The sequence below is a fragment of the uncultured Roseobacter sp. genome, assembly GCF_947499265.1.
In the GTDB taxonomy this organism is placed as follows: domain Bacteria; phylum Pseudomonadota; class Alphaproteobacteria; order Rhodobacterales; family Rhodobacteraceae; genus Roseobacter.
On record NZ_CANMNK010000007.1, the window covers coordinates 98,659 to 114,077 of the forward strand.

Genomic DNA, 15,419 nt, shown 5'->3' on the forward strand with positions numbered 1-15,419 from the left:
AGTTTTCGGCGATATTATAGGGACCATCCGTGCAGAACCAGTCGGCAGATGTAACCTGGAACGCGAATGGTGTGCCTGTTTCCAACCGTTTTGACGACCCCTATTTCAGCCTCGAAAACGGATTGGAAGAAACGCGCCATGTGTTTTTGCAAGGCAACGGGTTGCCTAAACGCTTTTGTGACGGTTTTCATGTGGCGGAACTTGGGTTTGGGACAGGTCTGAATTTTCTGACAACCGTTCGCGCCTGGCAGCAATTCGGTGTCGCGGGGCGTCTGAAGTTTACGAGTTTTGAGGCCTACCCGATGTCTGCACCGGAGATTGAAAAGGCGTTGTCCGCTTTTCCGGAGCTGCATGACCTGGCCGCTGCCCTGGTTGCTCTGTGGAGCCCGGAGGGCGGTCCTATCGCGTTTGGTGAGGATGTCGTGCTGAACCTGCTGGTCGGCGATGCCAGCACTGAACTTCAAACCTGGTCCGACAAGGCAAATGCGTGGTATCTGGACGGGTTTTCGCCCGCAAAGAATCCTGAGCTTTGGTCGGATGCTATCCTGAAACAGGTCGCGCTGCACACCGCCAGCAGGGGCAGCTTTGCCACCTATACGGCGGCCGGATTTGTGCGCCGCGCGCTAACGGACGCCGGATTCGAGGTCACAAGAACCAAGGGGTATGGTCGCAAGCGGCATATGTCGGTCGGAGTACTGACATCGTGACGCAGACAAACAATGTCCGTCTTGGCGTCATCCTGATGCTGCTGACCACCATCGTATTTGCGCTGCAGGATGGCATCTCACGGCATCTTGCCGACGCCTATAATGTCTATCTGGTGGTGATGGTACGCTATTGGTTCTTTGCGGCGTTTGTCATCGCAGTGGCGCGCAGAAAGGCTGGCGGCATAGGCGCGGCGGCGCAGACAAAACAGCCTTTGGTTCAAGGGTTTCGCGGCGTCCTGCTCGCTCTGGAGGTCTGCGTCATGGTCACGGGATTCACGCTTTTGGGACTGGTCGAAAGCCATGCCGTCTTTGCCTGTTACCCTTTGTTGGTCGCGGCGCTCTCTGGTCCCCTGCTGGGTGAAAAAGTCGGGTGGCGCAGGTGGGCGGCGATCGGCGTGGGGTTCGTTGGGGTCATGATCATCCTGCAACCGGGCGTTTCGGTCTTTAACACCTACGCAGTGATCCCCTTGCTAGCGGCCCTGATGTTCGCACTCTATGGGCTTTTGACCCGGTTCGTCGCCAGACAGGACAGCACAGCAACCAGCTTTTTCTGGACCGGAACCGCGGGTGCCATCACGATGACCATCATTGGCATCTGGTTTTGGGAACCTATGACGGGTGTGGACTGGATGTGGATGGCGCTTCTATGTGTGACCGGCGCGTCCGGCCATTGGCTGCTGATCCGCTGCTACGAAGTTGCTGAGGCCAGCGCCGTGCAGCCCTTCGCCTATTTCCAGCTGGTCTTCGCGTCCGCGCTGGGGATCACGATCTTTGGCGAATCTATTCGGCCCAATGTGGCCCTGGGCGTGACGGTCATTGTCGCCGCGGGCCTATTCACCCTTTGGCGCGAACGGCAGCAGCGTTGAGCCCATCAATTCCTCGGTGAAGCTCTGCGGCAAAGGTTCCTGGCCCAGCCGCGCGCGGTAGATTGGCAGGCTTTCGGTGACACGCATGACGTAGTTGCGTGTTTCCCGAAACGGAATGTGCTCAATCCAATCGATGATGTCGACGTCGCCCCTGCGCGGGTCCCCATAGGTCAGCATCCAGCGGTCCGGGCGGCTGGGACCAGCGTTATATCCGGCTGACATCATCACCACATTCCCGCGGAACCGTGCTGCAAGTTTGGACAGATAGGCCGCACCGAGCTCTGCATTATATTTGGGATCTGAGGTCAGCCGATCCGTGCTGTGTTCGCCTTTGCGCCCAAGGGAGGCAGCAACCTCACGCCCTGTCGCCGGCATGATCTGCATAAGCCCACGCGCGCCCACGCCGCTTTGCACACGCGGATCAAACTCGCTTTCCCGCCGCGCAATGGCGAGCACCATATCGCGGGCCATGGGAAGGTCCTGGGCCGCCACCGAATGCAGTGGGTAATATCCGCGTGGCACAACCACCGCGCGCCGCGCTGTCCGTTTGCCAATCATCACGGCGAGGTGGGGTTGTTCTGCATCCAATGCGGCTTCGGCCAGCAGCGTGGCTTCTTCCTCGTTGAGGCTCTCCGCAAGGTGCGTCCAGAACCGCTCCGCCAGATCGAGTTCGCCTGAGGCCTGCAACAACAACCCTGCGATGAAGACAGGTGATTTTGCCAGCGGTGCCTCCCGCCAGTCGCCGGGGGCGCGATCCGCAAATAGTGCGTCATCAAAGGGCAAGTCTGCACGTTCCGCGGCCAGCAAACCATAAAATGATGTCTGATACTGTGCGCCCCGCGCATAGGCCTGATCAGCCGCGGCGACATCGCCCATCGCTTCCAGCGCCCGGCCCTGCCAATAACCCGCGCGCCCCTTGGAAATCGGAGAGCGCACAGCGGCGCCGTGATTCTTGAAGTGTTGCAACGCCGTTTCCGGCTCGTTCAACTTGCGCAACGCGATATACCCGGAAAGCCATTCCAAATCGGCGTAATTCGATCCGGCTGTTAGGAAATGCCGCGACGCAATCTCATAGGCACGCTCGGCATTACCATCGCGCATTTCATCGCGCGCCATGGACCGGCGACGGCTGCCCCAGGCTTCGGGCTCACCAAGCGCTTCGGCACTGGTGGAGGTGGCTTGCAACAGAGATTTCGCATCATCCCAGCGGCCCTTCCGCGCGCGCCAGACAAATCTTTCGTACTGCAGCCCAGGGTTTTTCGCATGGCTCCCTGGGATTTTCGCGATCAATGCATCCACACCATTTGCCCGCGCACGCAGGGCAATCCGGGCATTGGCCACGGCGAGGTCCGCAGCAGGTACCAGATCAAACAGCCGCCGGGCGTTTTCGATCGCACCAGCCCATAGCATCGCATCCAACCGAGCGACGGTATGTTTTTTCAACAAGGCGCTGTGGTTGGCCAGAAAGAGCGACTGGGCGCTCGATCCCATCGGCATGGCGCGCCATGCAGACACCAGAATATCATTTGCCTTTTCGGGCGATCCGCTGCGTGCAAGCGCTTCGGCATGGCGCAGCACACCTTCCGGCGTCTGCGCCGCGTATTCGGCAAAGAACGCGATCACGTTGGAATCTTTTTCTTTGATCACGACACGTTCGGATTGCTTACGCAAATAGGGCTCGCCCGGCCAATCCGGGCGCCGCTCCAGGAACGCGGTAACCTCGCGATAGGACCCTTTGCCAGCGCGCAAGCGCGACCATTCAATAACGTCTGCGGCGACGTCACCGTCGCGCGCGGCAATTTTCGCAGCTGTACGCCAATCGCCGTCTCGCAGAGCATCCATTGCCCATGCCAGGGGTCTGGGCCGTTCCGCCAAAGCCGGTGCCGCAGTCATTAAAACCAAAATCAGTGTCGTCAGCCAGCGTCTGATCACTTGCATTTCCCAGCGTTTGAGGGCTAGAGCCTCTGATACATATAACTTCATAGTCGTGGATCAAATCACGATCATGCTGAAATGTGGTTAATCTCAGGCCATTTGCCGGCCAAATTAAAAAAGGAGCGTGCACATGTTCAAAGGCTCAATGCCTGCCCTCGTCACGCCGTTCAGGAACGGCGAGCTGGATCTTGAGACCCTCAAGAAGCTGGTCGAGTGGCATATCGGTGAAGGCAGCAACGGTTTGGTCCCGGTGGGCACAACCGGTGAAAGCCCGACCCTGACCCACCGCGAACACGAGATCGTCGTCGAAGAGGTCGTGAAAGCGGCCGCGGGGCGCATCCCGGTCATTGCTGGCGCGGGGTCAAACAACACGATCGAAGCGATGCGGCTGGCCCGCCATGCGGAAAAAGTGGGCGCGGATGCCGTGCTGGTTGTCACGCCTTACTACAATAAACCCACGCAATCCGGTCTGATCGCGCATTTCACCGCGCTGCACGATTGCTGCGAGCTGCCAATCATCATCTACAACATCCCCGGTCGGTCGGTTGTGGACATGTCGCCGGAAACCATGGGCGAATTGGCGAAACTGCCGCGTATCGTCGGCGTGAAAGATGCCACCGGCGATCTGGCGCGGGTCAGTGACCAGCGGATCACCTGCGGGTCGGATTTCATCCAACTTTCGGGCGAAGACGCGACTGCGCATGGCTTCAACGCACAGGGCGGTGTCGGCTGCATTTCCGTGACGGCCAATGTGGCGCCAAAACTGTTGAGCGACATGCAGGCGGCTTGCCGCGCCGGGGATTATGGCGCCGCGTTGAATATTCAGGACCGTTTGATGCCACTGCACAAGGCGATCTTTACCGAGCCTGGGCTTGTGGGCGTGAAATACGCCATGTCGCGGCTGGATCTGTGTTCGGATGAGGTGCGCCTGCCGCTGACCGGCCTGTCGGATGCGACACGTGGATTGGTGGATGACGGCCTGCGCCACGCGGGTCTGACAAACTGACGGGGGTGGCGGGATCACCCTGTCACCCCTTCCAATCGCCTTCAAACACGTCATGATGGCTTCGGGCTTTGTGCGGACATTGCACGCTGGGAGGAGGCCATCATGAACATTCTGCCGATCATTTCCAAAAGCACCCCGGAGCTGGAAGCGATTTTTCGCGATTTCCACAGACATCCGGAAATCGGTTTCAAGGAGAGCCGCACCAGCGGGATCGTCGCCGATGTGCTGACGCGCTACGGCGCTGATGAGGTGCACACCGGGATTGCAGAGACGGGCGTTGTCGCGCTGATCCACGGTAAAGGCCAGGGCAATCGCCGCGTCGGTCTGCGGGCGGATATGGATGCCTTGCCGATCCTTGAGGCCAGCGCCCTCGACTATGCCTCCGCTACCCCCGGTGTCATGCATGCCTGCGGTCACGATGGGCATACGACCATGCTGCTGGGGGCGGCGAAGCATCTGGCCGCGACACGGGATTTCGATGGCACGGCGGTGTTGATCTTTCAGCCCGCCGAAGAGGGCCTCGGCGGCGCGCGCGGCATGATCGCAGAAGGGCTCTTTGACCGCTTTCCCTGTGACGAGATTTTCGGCATGCACAATTATCCAACAGGTTGTCCGGGGCGTTTCGGCATTTGCAAAGGGCCCGCACTCGCCGGGGCTGCCTTCTTTGACATCAATATCCAGGGTCTCGGAAGCCACGCGGCGATGCCGCAGGAAGGTCGCGATGCCTTGATGGTTGCAACGACCTTGGCGGCGCAATTGAACACCATCCTCAGCCGGAATATCGACCCGTTGGAAACCTGCGTCCTATCCGTCACGCAAATCCATTCCGGTAACGCCTATAACGTCGTGCCCGAAAAAGCGCATCTGGCCGGCACCATTCGCTATTTCAAGGACGAGATCTACGCAGTCGCTGCAGAGCGCATGGAGACGATATGCAAAGGTTTCGCGGCGGCGCATGGTGTCGAGATCGATCTGGATCTGCGCAATGTCTTCGATGTCCTGATCAATGATGCCGATCTGTCAGAGGCCTATATGGCAGCGGCGGCCGACATCGTTGGAGTGGAAAATACCTCAACCGAAAACACGCCGGTCACCGGGTCGGAGGATTTTGCCGACATGCTCAAGGTTGTGCCCGGCGCCTATTGCAACCTGGGCCACAGCGGCACGGTGCCGCTGCATAACCCGGGATTTGTGCTGGGCGAGGAGATCCTGCCCATCGGCGCGTCGATCATGGCCCGCGTCGTGGAACGCAGGCTGCCGCTTTAGCGCTTGCCGTAGTAGAGACCCACCACATGTTCGGCTTCTGCGAAAAACAGCCAGCGCGCGGTCAATACACCTGCGACGTGACTGATCACCGCCAGCAGCGCGAAGAAATGCGAGAAGGGTAGGATCAGCAGCACGAAGGGCACGGCGACCATCAGGATCAGCGAGATTGCCCGCAGTTTCTGGCTGTGCTTGCGTCCGATTTCATGCACGAATTCGCGCAGCAGGTAGTTGGTGCCGGTGTGGGGCGGCTCGAACGCCCGGACTTTGCCAATGCTGCCAAGCCCCGTGGCCGTTGCCATATCGGTCCCCGATGCGGCCAGCGCCTTATCGCCCTCAACCCAGGTGAAGACTTGCACAAGCCCGGCGATCACCAGCAGCACCAGGGCAATCGAAACCTGTCCGGCAAAGAGCGCGCCGCCCGCCAGCGACAGGGAGAGGAACTTCACCGGGGTGATGTTCATGTTCCAGCGCGGGATGGTCTTGAGCTGGGTGTAAATCATCGATGTGGTGAAAACCGTTGCCAGCGACATCACCGCGCCCAGAATGCCAAGGATCGCGATGCGGGTTTGAAAGAACACCAATCCCGCAGCATACAGACCCATCAGAACCAGGGCGCCGACGGCGCACCAGGCTTCGCGGCTGAGCCAGCTGGAGCGCCACTGGGTGAAGGCTTTGACCGCGCGTTCAGGGCGCCCCAGGTGGAAGGTCGACGCCAGCAAGCCACCCACGGCCATCGCATAGGCGATCGCAAAGAAGGCAAAAGCCATCCAGCCGGTGACAGCCGGGTATCCCAGCCCCAGAAAAAACAACAAACCGAAGCCCAGGCCGCTGAACGTCGTGAAGAAAATGACAGAGGGTGCCGGATGCATCAGAGTTTCTCCAAGGTCTTGTCGAGCCAGCCGAGGAAGCCTTTTGGCTCCTCCGCAACCGGTTCGAGGAAGGGGGCGAGCACATCAAACTCAGGTCCCGATTCCGGGATCGTGTCTTTCGGACGTGGTGGCAGGTATTGGTTGACCGGTTTGGTGCCTTGTTCGGGCATCAGGTCCATGCCACCGCGTTCTGCCACCAGTTTGCTGACGTCGCTGTTTTCATCGCCAAGATCGCCAAAGTGGCGGGCGCCGGCGGGGCAGGTGCGTACGCAAGCGGGCTGGCGGTCCTCTTCGGGCAGGTTCTCGTTGTAGATCCGGTCGACGCAGAGGGTGCATTTTTTCATCACCCCTTCGGCTTGATCCAATTCGCGGGCACCATAGGGGCAGGCCCAGGCACACAGGCCGCAGCCAATACAATTGGATTCGTTGACCAGCACAATGCCGTCTTCGACACGCTTGTAGCTGGCGCCGGTGGGGCAGACGGTCACGCAGGGAGCGTCGTCGCAGTGCAGACAGGACTTGGGAAAGTGGATCAGCTGAGCGGCCGCATCGCCTTCCGGCTGCACCTCGAAGCTGTGCACGCGATTCAGAAAGGTGCCGGAATTATCGGCACCGTAGGCGTTCTGATCGCTGAGCGGCGCACCGTAGTTTTCGGTATTCCATCCTTTGCAGGAGATCACGCAGGCATGGCAGCCGACGCAGGTATCGAGGTCGATGACGAGCCCCAGTTTCTTTTCGGTTTTGGCTGGCAGAGTGGTCATGAGAGGCCCTCTTTTCTGGCTGTCAGTGCGACGCCGGTATCACGTCGGTTTTGCGCGGGTGTTACGTCGGGGCATCGTAGGAGACCGTTGAGGTTTGGGGGCTCTGCCCCCGCGCGCGGGGCGCGCTCCCCCGGGATATTTGCGGCCAGAAGAAGCAGGGTCATTCGCCCACCTTCCAGGTCAGGTCTTTTGGACCGGTACCGACGGGTGATTTGATTGGCGCGAAGCCTGGTTGGGATTCGTCCGGTGCTGCGGCCTTTTCGAGGCGCACTTTCAGGTCGAACCAGGCGGCCTGACCGGTGATTGGGTCGGAGTTGGCCCAGCGGAGCCCGTCGCCTTTCGGGGGCAGTAGCTCGTGGATCAGGTGGTTCAGCAGGAAGCCGCGTGTGGCTTCGGGGGCGTTTTCCTCCAGCGCCCAGGCGCCCTTGCGCTTGCCGATGGCGTTCCAGGTCCAGACGGTGTTTTCGTTCAGCGCTGCCATCTCCAGCACGGGCACGGTGATTTCGCCATGCGGGGAGGTCACCTTGGCCCAATCACCATCCGTCAAACCGTTTTCGCGCATCAGCTTTGTCGGCAGGTAGAGCGGGTTGTGCCCGTGCAACTGCCGCAACCAGGCGTTTTGCGAGCCCCAGGAGTGGTACATCGCCATCGGGCGCTGGGTGAGCGCGGTGACGGGGTATTCGTCCGCTTTGTTTTCCTCCTCGGAGGAGTACCAGATTGGCAGCGGGGCCATCTTTTCGCGGATCCGGTCGCGCAGGTGTTCGGGCGGTTGCCGCTCGCCGTGGCCTTCGGCGGCCAGCTGGAATTTCCGCATCGGCTCGGAGTAGAGCGAGAAGAGGTAGGGTTCGGGCTTGTCATAGATGCCCATGCCCACCGCCCAATCCTGATAGGCGGTATTCCACGGTTTGTAATAATTGGCGCCAGCAGGAATGTGTTCGACGAAAAAGCCGCCGTTTTCGATGTAGCGATCCAGCTGGTTCGGGTTCACCTCTCCGCGTCCGGATTTATCGCCGTTCTCACCCCGGAAACCAGCCAGTGGCCCGATGCCCGGCTTGCGCTCGTGATTGACGATGTAATCGCCGTAGTCCGCGTATTTCTGGCTGCCATCGGCGTTAATGAAACCGGGCAATTGCAGTTTCGCGCCCAGTTCGCAGAGCATGGACTGGAAGCCTTTCACATCGCGGTCGGGTTCAATCACCGGCCAGCGGATGGCGTCTGCCGCGGCATCGGCCTCGCAGATCGGACGGTCGAGCAGGGAGATACAGTCGTGGCGTTCCAGATACGTCGTGTCGGGCAGAATCAGATCGGCATAGGCGACCATCTCGGAGCTATAGGCATCTGAATAGATCAGTTTCGGAATGACGTATTCGCCGTTTTCATCCTTGTCGGTCAGCATGTCGATCACGCCGCGCGTGTTCATCGAGGAATTCCACGACATGTTGGCCATATACATGAAGAGCACGTCGATCTTGTAGGGATCACCTGCGTAGGCGTTGGAGATCACCATATGCATCAGCCCGTGGCTGGACATCGGGTTTTCCCAGGTGAAAGCCTTGTCGATGCGGGCGGGGGTGCCGTCTTCCTTGAGCGCGAGATCATCGGGGCCGTGCACGAAGCCCAAGTGCGGGCCATCAAGCGGCGTGTCCGGCGTCACCCTGCAGTGCGGTTTGGGGTGCGCGGTGGCCGGTTTCGGATAGGGCGGTTTGAAGCGGAAGCCTCCGGGGACTTCGACGCTGCCTAGGAGGATTTGCAGAACGTGTAGCGCGCGGCAGGTCTGGAAGCCGTTGGCATGGGCGGAGATGCCGCGCATGGAGTGGAAAGAGACCGGGCGGCCGATCATCTTCTCGTGCTTTTCGCCACGGAAATCGGTCCAGCTGTGGTCCAGCTCAAAAGCTTCCTCGAAGGCGACGCGGGCGAGTTCAGCGGCGATGGCGCGGATGCGCTTGGCGGGGATGCCGCAGCGATCGGCCACGGCTTCGGGCGCGTATTGGTCGTCCAGATACATCTCGGCCATCTTGTGGAAGACGGGGCGGTGGGTCTGGCCGTCTTTCTCGTATGTGGCGGCGAGGTCAGGTTTCACGCCCGGTTGGTCGAAGGCGGTGAGCTTGCCGGTGGCGCGGTCGATCACCAGCTCTTTGCCATTCTCGTCGCGCATCAGCAGGCCGTGGTCGGCCTGGCCGGGGTTGTTGATCACCAGCACCGGGGCGTTGGTGTATTGCGCGAGGTAGTGCAGGTCGATCTTGCCCGCTTTCATAAGGCAGTGGATCATCGACAGGATAAAGAGCCCGTCGGTGCCGGGTGTGATGCCGACCCAATCATCGGCCACGGCGTTATAGCCGGTGCGGATCGGGTTCACGCCGATCACACGTGCGCCGCGCTTCTTGATCTTGCCGATGCCCATCTTGATCGGGTTGCTGTCGTGGTCTTCGGCGACGCCGAAGAGCATGAAGAGCTTGGTGTGGTCCCAATCGGGCTGGCCGAATTCCCAGAACGCCCCGCCCATGGTGTAGATGCCCGCCGCGGCCATGTTGACGGAGCAGAAGCCACCGTGAGCGGCATAGTTGCAGGTGCCGAAGTTCTGCGCCCAGAAGGACGTGAAGCTTTGGGACTGGTCACGGCCCGTGAAGAAGGCCAGCTTTTCGGGATTATCCTTGCGCACCGGATCCAGCCAGTCGGTGGCGATTTGCAGCGCCTCATCCCATGAGATCTCTTCGAACTCGCCCGATCCGCGTTCGCCCACGCGTTTCAGTGGTGCGCGCAGACGCGACGGGGCGTTGACCTGCATGATGCCCGCCGAGCCCTTGGCACAAAGTACGCCCTGATTGACCGGATGGTCCTTGTTGCCTTCGATATAGGCAACTTTCCCATCCTTCATGTGCACATTGATGCCACAGCGGCAGGCGCACATGTAACAAGTGGTTTTGCGCACCTCGTCAGAGACTTTCGGGCTCAGATCGATAACGGGCTGGTTCATGGAAAGCTCCTGAAGTTAGCGGGCGACCTGAAGGGTGGTCACGGCGATCATATTGGTCACGTCCTGGGCGGTGCAGCCCCGGCTGAGGTCGTTGGCGGGTTTGGCGAGACCCTGAAGGGTCGGGCCGATGGCATCGGCGCCGCCAATGCGCTGCGCGATCTTATAGCCGATGTTGCCCGCGTCGAGGTTGGGAAAGATCATTACGTTGGCATGCCCCGCTGTCGGGGAGCCGGGGGCTTTGGAGGCCGCAACCTCGGGCACAAAGGCCGCATCAAATTGCAGCTCGCCATCGGCCTTGAGGTCGGGATGGTTGGCCTTCAACAAGGCGGCGGCTTCGCTCACCCTGGTGACAGCGGCGTGTTTGGCCGAGCCCATGGTGGAGAAGGACAAAAGCGCCACCTGCGGCTCGACTCCCAGCAGCTGCTGACAGGAATTGGCGGAGGCGACAGCAATGGCGGCGAGTTCCTCGGCGGTTGGTTCGATCACCAGACCGCAGTCCCCAAAGATCATAGCGTCACGACCGGAGGGGTGGCCTTCGGGCAGCGCCATCAGGAAGAAACTGGACACCAGCGGCGCGTCCTTGGCCTTGCCGATGACCTGCAAGGCGGCGCGCACGGTGTCGGAGGTGGTCGCAACAGCGCCGCCAACGGTGCCGTCGGCGTGCCCCTCGCGGACCATAAGGGCGGAGAAGACCAGCGGGTTCTGCACCTGCGTCTCGGCGATCTCGGGCGTCACGCCCTTGTGCTTGCGCAACGCGTAGAACGCCTCCGCAAGACCAGCGCTGAGCGCGGAGGTGGCGGGGTCTTCGATTGAAATGGCGGGATTGTTGGGCGCACCGGCAGCAACAAGCTGTGCGGTGACGTCATCCTGCGCGCCGACCAGGGTAATCCGGGCGGTTCCGGCCTGCACGGCGGCAATGGCGCCGGCCACGATCCGGGGATCGTGACCTTCGCTCAGGACAATATGGGCAGGCCGGGCGGCTGCGCGGTTGGAAAGGGCGCGCAGAACGCTCATGGCCTGATCCTTTGTTTTATGCAGTTCGTGATGTGCACCTAGGCTTACACAACCTGCGCGCGCATGTCGTCTTTGCTGATGCCAGCAACTTCGACGGGCTTCTTCATCGCGTCGCGGCGGAACGGGTCACCCAGTTCCTGGTTGATCATGGCTTCGATCAGCGTGGTCACGCCGTTTTCCATCTGGTCCTTGATCGCCTGATCCAGCGCCGCTGTCAGCTCTTCCTGTGTGCGGGCGATGACGCCTTTGAGACCACAGGCATTGGCGATCCCGGCGTAGGACACTTCCTCGTCCAACTCGGTGCCGACGAAGTTGTCGTCAAACCACAGTGTCGAGTTCCGCTTTTCAGCGCCCCACTGGTAGTTGCGGAAAACGATCTGCGTGATTGCAGGCCAGTCGCCGCGGCCGATCGCCGTCAGCTCGTTGACGGAGATGCCGAAAGCACCGTCGCCTGCAAAGCCCACAACCGGCACGTTCGGCTGGCCGATCTTTGCACCCACGATGGAGGGCAGGCCATAACCGCAGGGACCAAAGAGGCCGGGGGCCAGATACTTGCGGCTCTCGTTGAACGACGGGTATGCGTTGCCGATGGCGCAGTTGTTGCCGATGTCGGAGGAGATGATCGCCTCGACCGGCAGAGCGGCCTGAATCGCGCGCCAGGCCATGCGGGGGGACATCCAGTCCGGCTTCGCTGCACGGGCCCGCTCGTTCCAGTTGGTGCCGGGATCGTCCTGCTCTTCGTTCAGCGAGGTCAGCTCCTGCGCCCAGGCCGATTTGGTGGTGGCGATGGTGTTCTTGCGTTCCGCGCGGTTGGTGTCGCCTGCGTCGTCAGAGAGTTGCGCGGTGATGCCCTGGGCCACCTTGGCCGCGTCGCCGACGATGCCGACGGTGACCTTCTTGGTCAGGCCGATGCGGTCGGGGTTGATGTCCACCTGAATGATCTTGGCCTCTGTGGGCCAATAATCGATGCCGTAGCCGGGCAGAGTGGAGAAGGGGTTCAGGCGGGTACCGAGGCAGAGCACGACGTCAGCCTTGTTGATCAGCTGCATGCCGGCCTTGGAGCCGTTGTAGCCCAGCGGACCTGCGAACAGCGGGTGGTTGCCGGGGAAGGCGTCATTGTGCTGGTAGCCGACGCAGACGGGGGCGTCGAGCTTCTCGGCCAGCACGCGGGAGGCTTCGATGCCGCCCTTGGATAGAACCGCACCGGCGCCGTTCAGGATGACCGGGAATTTCGCGTTGCTGAGCAGCTCTGCCGCATTTGCGACGGCAGCTTCGCCGCCCTGCGGCAGTTCGAAGTCCACGATTGCCGGCAGTTCGATGTCGATGACCTGTGTCCAGAAGTCACGCGGGATGTTGATCTGAGCCGGACCGGAGGCGCGTTTGGCCTGCATGATCACGCGGTTCAGGGTCTCGGCGATGCGGGAGGGGTCACGTACTTCTTCCTGATAGGCCACACAATCGGCAAAGAGGTTCATCTGCTCCATTTCCTGGAAGCCGCCCTGGCCGATGGTCTTGTTCGCGGCTTGCGGGGTGACCAGCAGCACCGGCGTGTGGTTCCAGTAGGCGGTCTTCACAGCCGTCACGAAGTTGGTGATGCCGGGGCCGTTCTGCGCGATCATCATGCACATCTTGCCGGTGGCGCGGGTGAAGCCGTCTGCCATCATGCCGCCGGATGTTTCATGGGCGCAGTCCCAGAATTTGATGCCCGCATCGGGGAAGATGTCGGAGATCGGCATCATGGCAGAGCCGATGATGCCAAATGCATTGTCGATCCCATGCATCTGGAGTGTTTTAACAAAGGCTTCTTCAGTGGTCATTTTCATGGCGCGGGTCCTTGGATAGAGGTTTCGATTCTTAGTTTTCGGCCAAAGTAGAGCGTCGGGCAGGACGCGGTTAGGGCCAGTTGCTTGCTTCACTTAATCCCAGATGACTCATGGCGCGCATTTCGTCCGCAACGATTGCAACGCCATCTGCGATGCGGTTTGCCGGGATGGAGGAATAGGCGAGCCGGTAGTAGTCCTTGGGGCGGGCGGGTCCGGAAAAAAACGAATGTCCGGGTTCGATCAAAACGCCGCGGGCCTGCAGGCGACGGGCGAGTTCGTGAGTGTCTACGCCGTTGTCAGCGCGCATCCAGAAAGAGGAGCCGCCATAGGCGCCCTGGCCTGCGATCTGCAGATCATGCGCCGCGATGGCCTTGGCCATGACTTCGCGACGCTCGTGCAGGGCGCCGCCCATGCGGCGGATCAGGGCGTCGTGGTGGCCGAGCGACAGGAAATAGGCCGCCGTGCGCTGCACATGTCCGGGCGGGTGCCGCAGGACGGATGCGCGCAGCGCGCGGGCCTCGCGAATGAAGGGCTCAGAGCCCACCAGATAGCCCAGGCGCAGGCCGGGAAACAGCGACTTCGAAAAGCTGCCCACATAAATTACACGCCCATCGGTATCGAGACTTTTGAGCGCAGGAGAGGGGCTTTTGAGAAAGGACATCTCAAATTCGTAGTCATCCTCGACGATCAACGCGTCCATTTCCGCGGCCCGCTCCAGCAGGTCGTGGCGCCGGTGCATGGGCATGGTGTTCGTTGTCGGGCACTGGTGGCTGGGCGTGGTGAAGATCACGTCGGTATCTGGCGGGATCGCATCAGGTGGCATCCCGTCGGCATCCACGCGCACAGGCGTCGTATGGCAACGAGATTGCGAAAGGATGTCCCTAAGCGCGTGATAACAAGGGTCTTCCAGCGCCGCGCGCCGCCGCTGTGTCAGCAGAACCTGTGTGGTCAGCCAGAGCGCGTTCTGCGCGCCCAGGGTGATCAGAATCTGTTCGGGCCGGGCCGCAATCCCGCGTCGCGGCAGCGTGTGCCGCGCGATGAACTCGATCAGCTGCGGATCGTCCTGATCGTAGTAATCCGTTGTGAGCGCGGTGAAATCCTTCTGCCCCAGCGCCTTGAGTGCACAGAGCCGCCAGTTCGCGTGATCGAAAAGCTCCGGATCGGCCTGTCCGTAGATGAAGGGAAAGCGGTAGCCGCCCCAATCCGATGGCTTGCGGGGCATGTCGCCGCCGGAAAACCGCTGACCAATCGCCCGCGTCCAGTCCACCGCATCGGGGCCGGCCTGACTGGGTGTGAAAGCCGGCGGCACGGGCGCGTTTTCTGAAACGTAATAGCCCGACCGTCCGCGTGAGGTCAGATAGTCATTGGCCAGCAATTCCGTATAGGCAATCGTCACTGTGATCCGGCTGACCCCGAGGTGTATGGCGAGTTTGCGGGTCGAGGGCAGCTTTTCCCCACGCTGAAACCGGCCCGAGAGGATCCCCTGAGCAATCATCTGCTGTATCTGCGATTGCAGCGTTCCCTGAGCATCAGGGTGCAGGAAAAAGGTTTCGACGGGCAGCGCCATGCAAGGAGCCTATACTGGACATAGACTGCCTTCAATCTGGTATTAATCGGACACCAAAAGCCCGATTTATCCCCCCATGCGTGCAGTCAGATTTGACTAAATATTGTATTATTGAAACTCTGAGTATCATTAATGCGCTCATCTTGCAAGCGCTGTGCAAATCCGCAGTGGCTTGATGCATCCTTGTAGCATCCATTTCTATGCGTTGTGGTGATTCTTGCAGAGCACAGGGGTATAAGCTTCGAGCCTGGCGTTAGGGGAGGGAAGGCGATGACACTGGATCGGATCGCGCAGACATATGGCGCCGCTTGGTGTGAGCCGGAGGTCTCCAAGCGACGCGAGTTGCTAGAAATTGCCTGGAGCAAGGAGGGCCGGTATCAGGACCCATCCGCCGACATAATGGGCCGCGAGGCGTTAGTGGATCATATCGGCGACGTGCATCGACAATGGCCGGGCGCACGGATTGAGCTGACCAGCGGTGTCAGCACGCATCACGACAAGATCTATTTCTCCTGGCGGATGATCACCGCAGATGGCGCGACGGCCATCGAGGGTGTGGATTTTGGCAGCCTGTCGCCAGATGGGCGTCTCGCGCAGATCATTGGCTTTTTTGGACCACCAGGTAGCTAGC

12 protein-coding genes are annotated in these 15,419 nt (G+C 60.8%); 5 read left to right on the forward strand and 7 right to left on the reverse strand.

Annotated elements, in window-relative coordinates; all coding sequences use genetic code 11:
• The first annotated feature begins 29 nt into the window (after positions 1 to 29).
• Entirely contained in the window at positions 30 to 707 is a 678-nt protein-coding gene (gene mnmD / locus Q1A63_RS18900; RefSeq protein ID WP_298974517.1) for a tRNA (5-methylaminomethyl-2-thiouridine)(34)-methyltransferase MnmD, read from the forward strand.
• On the forward strand, positions 704 to 1,573 hold the full coding sequence (locus Q1A63_RS18905) for a DMT family transporter (RefSeq protein WP_298974518.1): 870 nt from the start codon (positions 704 to 706) through the stop codon (positions 1,571 to 1,573). The genes mnmD and Q1A63_RS18905 overlap by 4 nt, the downstream gene beginning before the upstream one ends.
• Here the strand turns inward: Q1A63_RS18905 and Q1A63_RS18910 are convergent.
• Positions 1,538 to 3,511, reverse strand: a complete 1,974-nt coding sequence (locus Q1A63_RS18910) for a lytic transglycosylase domain-containing protein (protein WP_298974520.1) — start codon at positions 3,509 to 3,511, stop codon at positions 1,538 to 1,540. The genes Q1A63_RS18905 and Q1A63_RS18910 overlap by 36 nt on opposite strands.
• A 127-nt stretch (positions 3,512 to 3,638) precedes the next feature.
• On the opposite strand from Q1A63_RS18910, the gene dapA reads away from it, so the two are divergent.
• Together dapA and Q1A63_RS18920 are read left to right on the forward strand one after the other, a co-directional pair.
• Positions 3,639 to 4,514, forward strand: coding sequence for a 4-hydroxy-tetrahydrodipicolinate synthase (gene dapA, locus Q1A63_RS18915; RefSeq protein WP_299632370.1), 876 nt, complete (start codon positions 3,639 to 3,641; stop codon positions 4,512 to 4,514).
• Positions 4,515 to 4,616: 102 nt separating this feature from the next.
• Entirely contained in the window at positions 4,617 to 5,780 is a 1,164-nt protein-coding gene (locus tag Q1A63_RS18920; RefSeq protein ID WP_299632371.1) for a M20 aminoacylase family protein, read from the forward strand.
• Here Q1A63_RS18920 and Q1A63_RS18925 read toward each other — a convergent pair.
• From Q1A63_RS18925 to Q1A63_RS18950, 6 genes are all read right to left on the reverse strand, one after another.
• Positions 5,777 to 6,649, reverse strand: a complete 873-nt coding sequence (locus tag Q1A63_RS18925; protein ID WP_299632372.1) for a DmsC/YnfH family molybdoenzyme membrane anchor subunit — start codon at positions 6,647 to 6,649, stop codon at positions 5,777 to 5,779. The two genes, Q1A63_RS18920 and Q1A63_RS18925, sit on opposite strands and share 4 nt — an antisense overlap.
• On the reverse strand, positions 6,649 to 7,410 hold the full coding sequence (locus tag Q1A63_RS18930) for a 4Fe-4S dicluster domain-containing protein (protein WP_298974528.1): 762 nt from the start codon (positions 7,408 to 7,410) through the stop codon (positions 6,649 to 6,651). The genes Q1A63_RS18925 and Q1A63_RS18930 overlap by 1 nt, the downstream gene beginning before the upstream one ends.
• Positions 7,411 to 7,570: 160 nt before the next feature.
• A complete protein-coding gene (locus tag Q1A63_RS18935; protein ID WP_299632373.1) occupies positions 7,571 to 10,384 on the reverse strand; it encodes a molybdopterin-dependent oxidoreductase in 2,814 nt (937 codons plus the stop codon).
• Positions 10,385 to 10,399: 15 nt separating this feature from the next.
• Positions 10,400 to 11,398, reverse strand: a complete 999-nt coding sequence (gene pta, locus Q1A63_RS18940) for a phosphate acetyltransferase (protein ID WP_299632374.1) — start codon at positions 11,396 to 11,398, stop codon at positions 10,400 to 10,402.
• Between the two features lie 44 nt (positions 11,399 to 11,442).
• Positions 11,443 to 13,221 carry a sulfoacetaldehyde acetyltransferase gene (gene xsc / locus Q1A63_RS18945; RefSeq protein ID WP_298974533.1) on the reverse strand — a complete coding sequence of 593 codons (1,779 nt, stop codon included), beginning with the start codon at positions 13,219 to 13,221 and terminating at the stop codon, positions 11,443 to 11,445.
• A 70-nt stretch (positions 13,222 to 13,291) separates the two neighbouring features.
• Positions 13,292 to 14,788, reverse strand: coding sequence for a PLP-dependent aminotransferase family protein (locus Q1A63_RS18950; protein WP_298974534.1), 1,497 nt, complete (start codon positions 14,786 to 14,788; stop codon positions 13,292 to 13,294).
• Positions 14,789 to 15,058: 270 nt separating this feature from the next.
• On the opposite strand from Q1A63_RS18950, the gene Q1A63_RS18955 reads away from it, so the two are divergent.
• Positions 15,059 to 15,418 carry a hypothetical protein gene (locus tag Q1A63_RS18955; RefSeq protein ID WP_298974535.1) on the forward strand — a complete coding sequence of 120 codons (360 nt, stop codon included), beginning with the start codon at positions 15,059 to 15,061 and terminating at the stop codon, positions 15,416 to 15,418.
• The last annotated feature ends 1 nt before the right edge of the window (position 15,419 follow it).

Excerpts from the sequence above, each read along its gene's own strand:
- Q1A63_RS18930 (WP_298974528.1), bottom strand. The coding sequence starts at position 7,410 with ATGACCACTCTGCCAGCCAAAACCGAAAAGAAACTGGGGCTCGTCATC.
- Q1A63_RS18935 (WP_299632373.1), bottom strand. The coding sequence starts at position 10,384 with ATGAACCAGCCCGTTATCGATCTGAGCCCGAAAGTCTCTGACGAGGTG.
- Q1A63_RS18925 (WP_299632372.1), bottom strand. The coding sequence starts at position 6,649 with ATGCATCCGGCACCCTCTGTCATTTTCTTCACGACGTTCAGCGGCCTG.
- Q1A63_RS18955 (WP_298974535.1), top strand. The coding sequence starts at position 15,059 with ATGACACTGGATCGGATCGCGCAGACATATGGCGCCGCTTGGTGTGAG.
- Q1A63_RS18920 (WP_299632371.1), top strand. The coding sequence starts at position 4,617 with ATGAACATTCTGCCGATCATTTCCAAAAGCACCCCGGAGCTGGAAGCG.
- Q1A63_RS18910 (WP_298974520.1), bottom strand. The coding sequence starts at position 3,511 with ATGCAAGTGATCAGACGCTGGCTGACGACACTGATTTTGGTTTTAATG.
- pta (WP_299632374.1), bottom strand. The coding sequence starts at position 11,398 with ATGAGCGTTCTGCGCGCCCTTTCCAACCGCGCAGCCGCCCGGCCTGCC.
- xsc (WP_298974533.1), bottom strand. The coding sequence starts at position 13,221 with ATGAAAATGACCACTGAAGAAGCCTTTGTTAAAACACTCCAGATGCAT.
- Q1A63_RS18950 (WP_298974534.1), bottom strand. The coding sequence starts at position 14,788 with ATGGCGCTGCCCGTCGAAACCTTTTTCCTGCACCCTGATGCTCAGGGA.
- dapA (WP_299632370.1), top strand. The coding sequence starts at position 3,639 with ATGTTCAAAGGCTCAATGCCTGCCCTCGTCACGCCGTTCAGGAACGGC.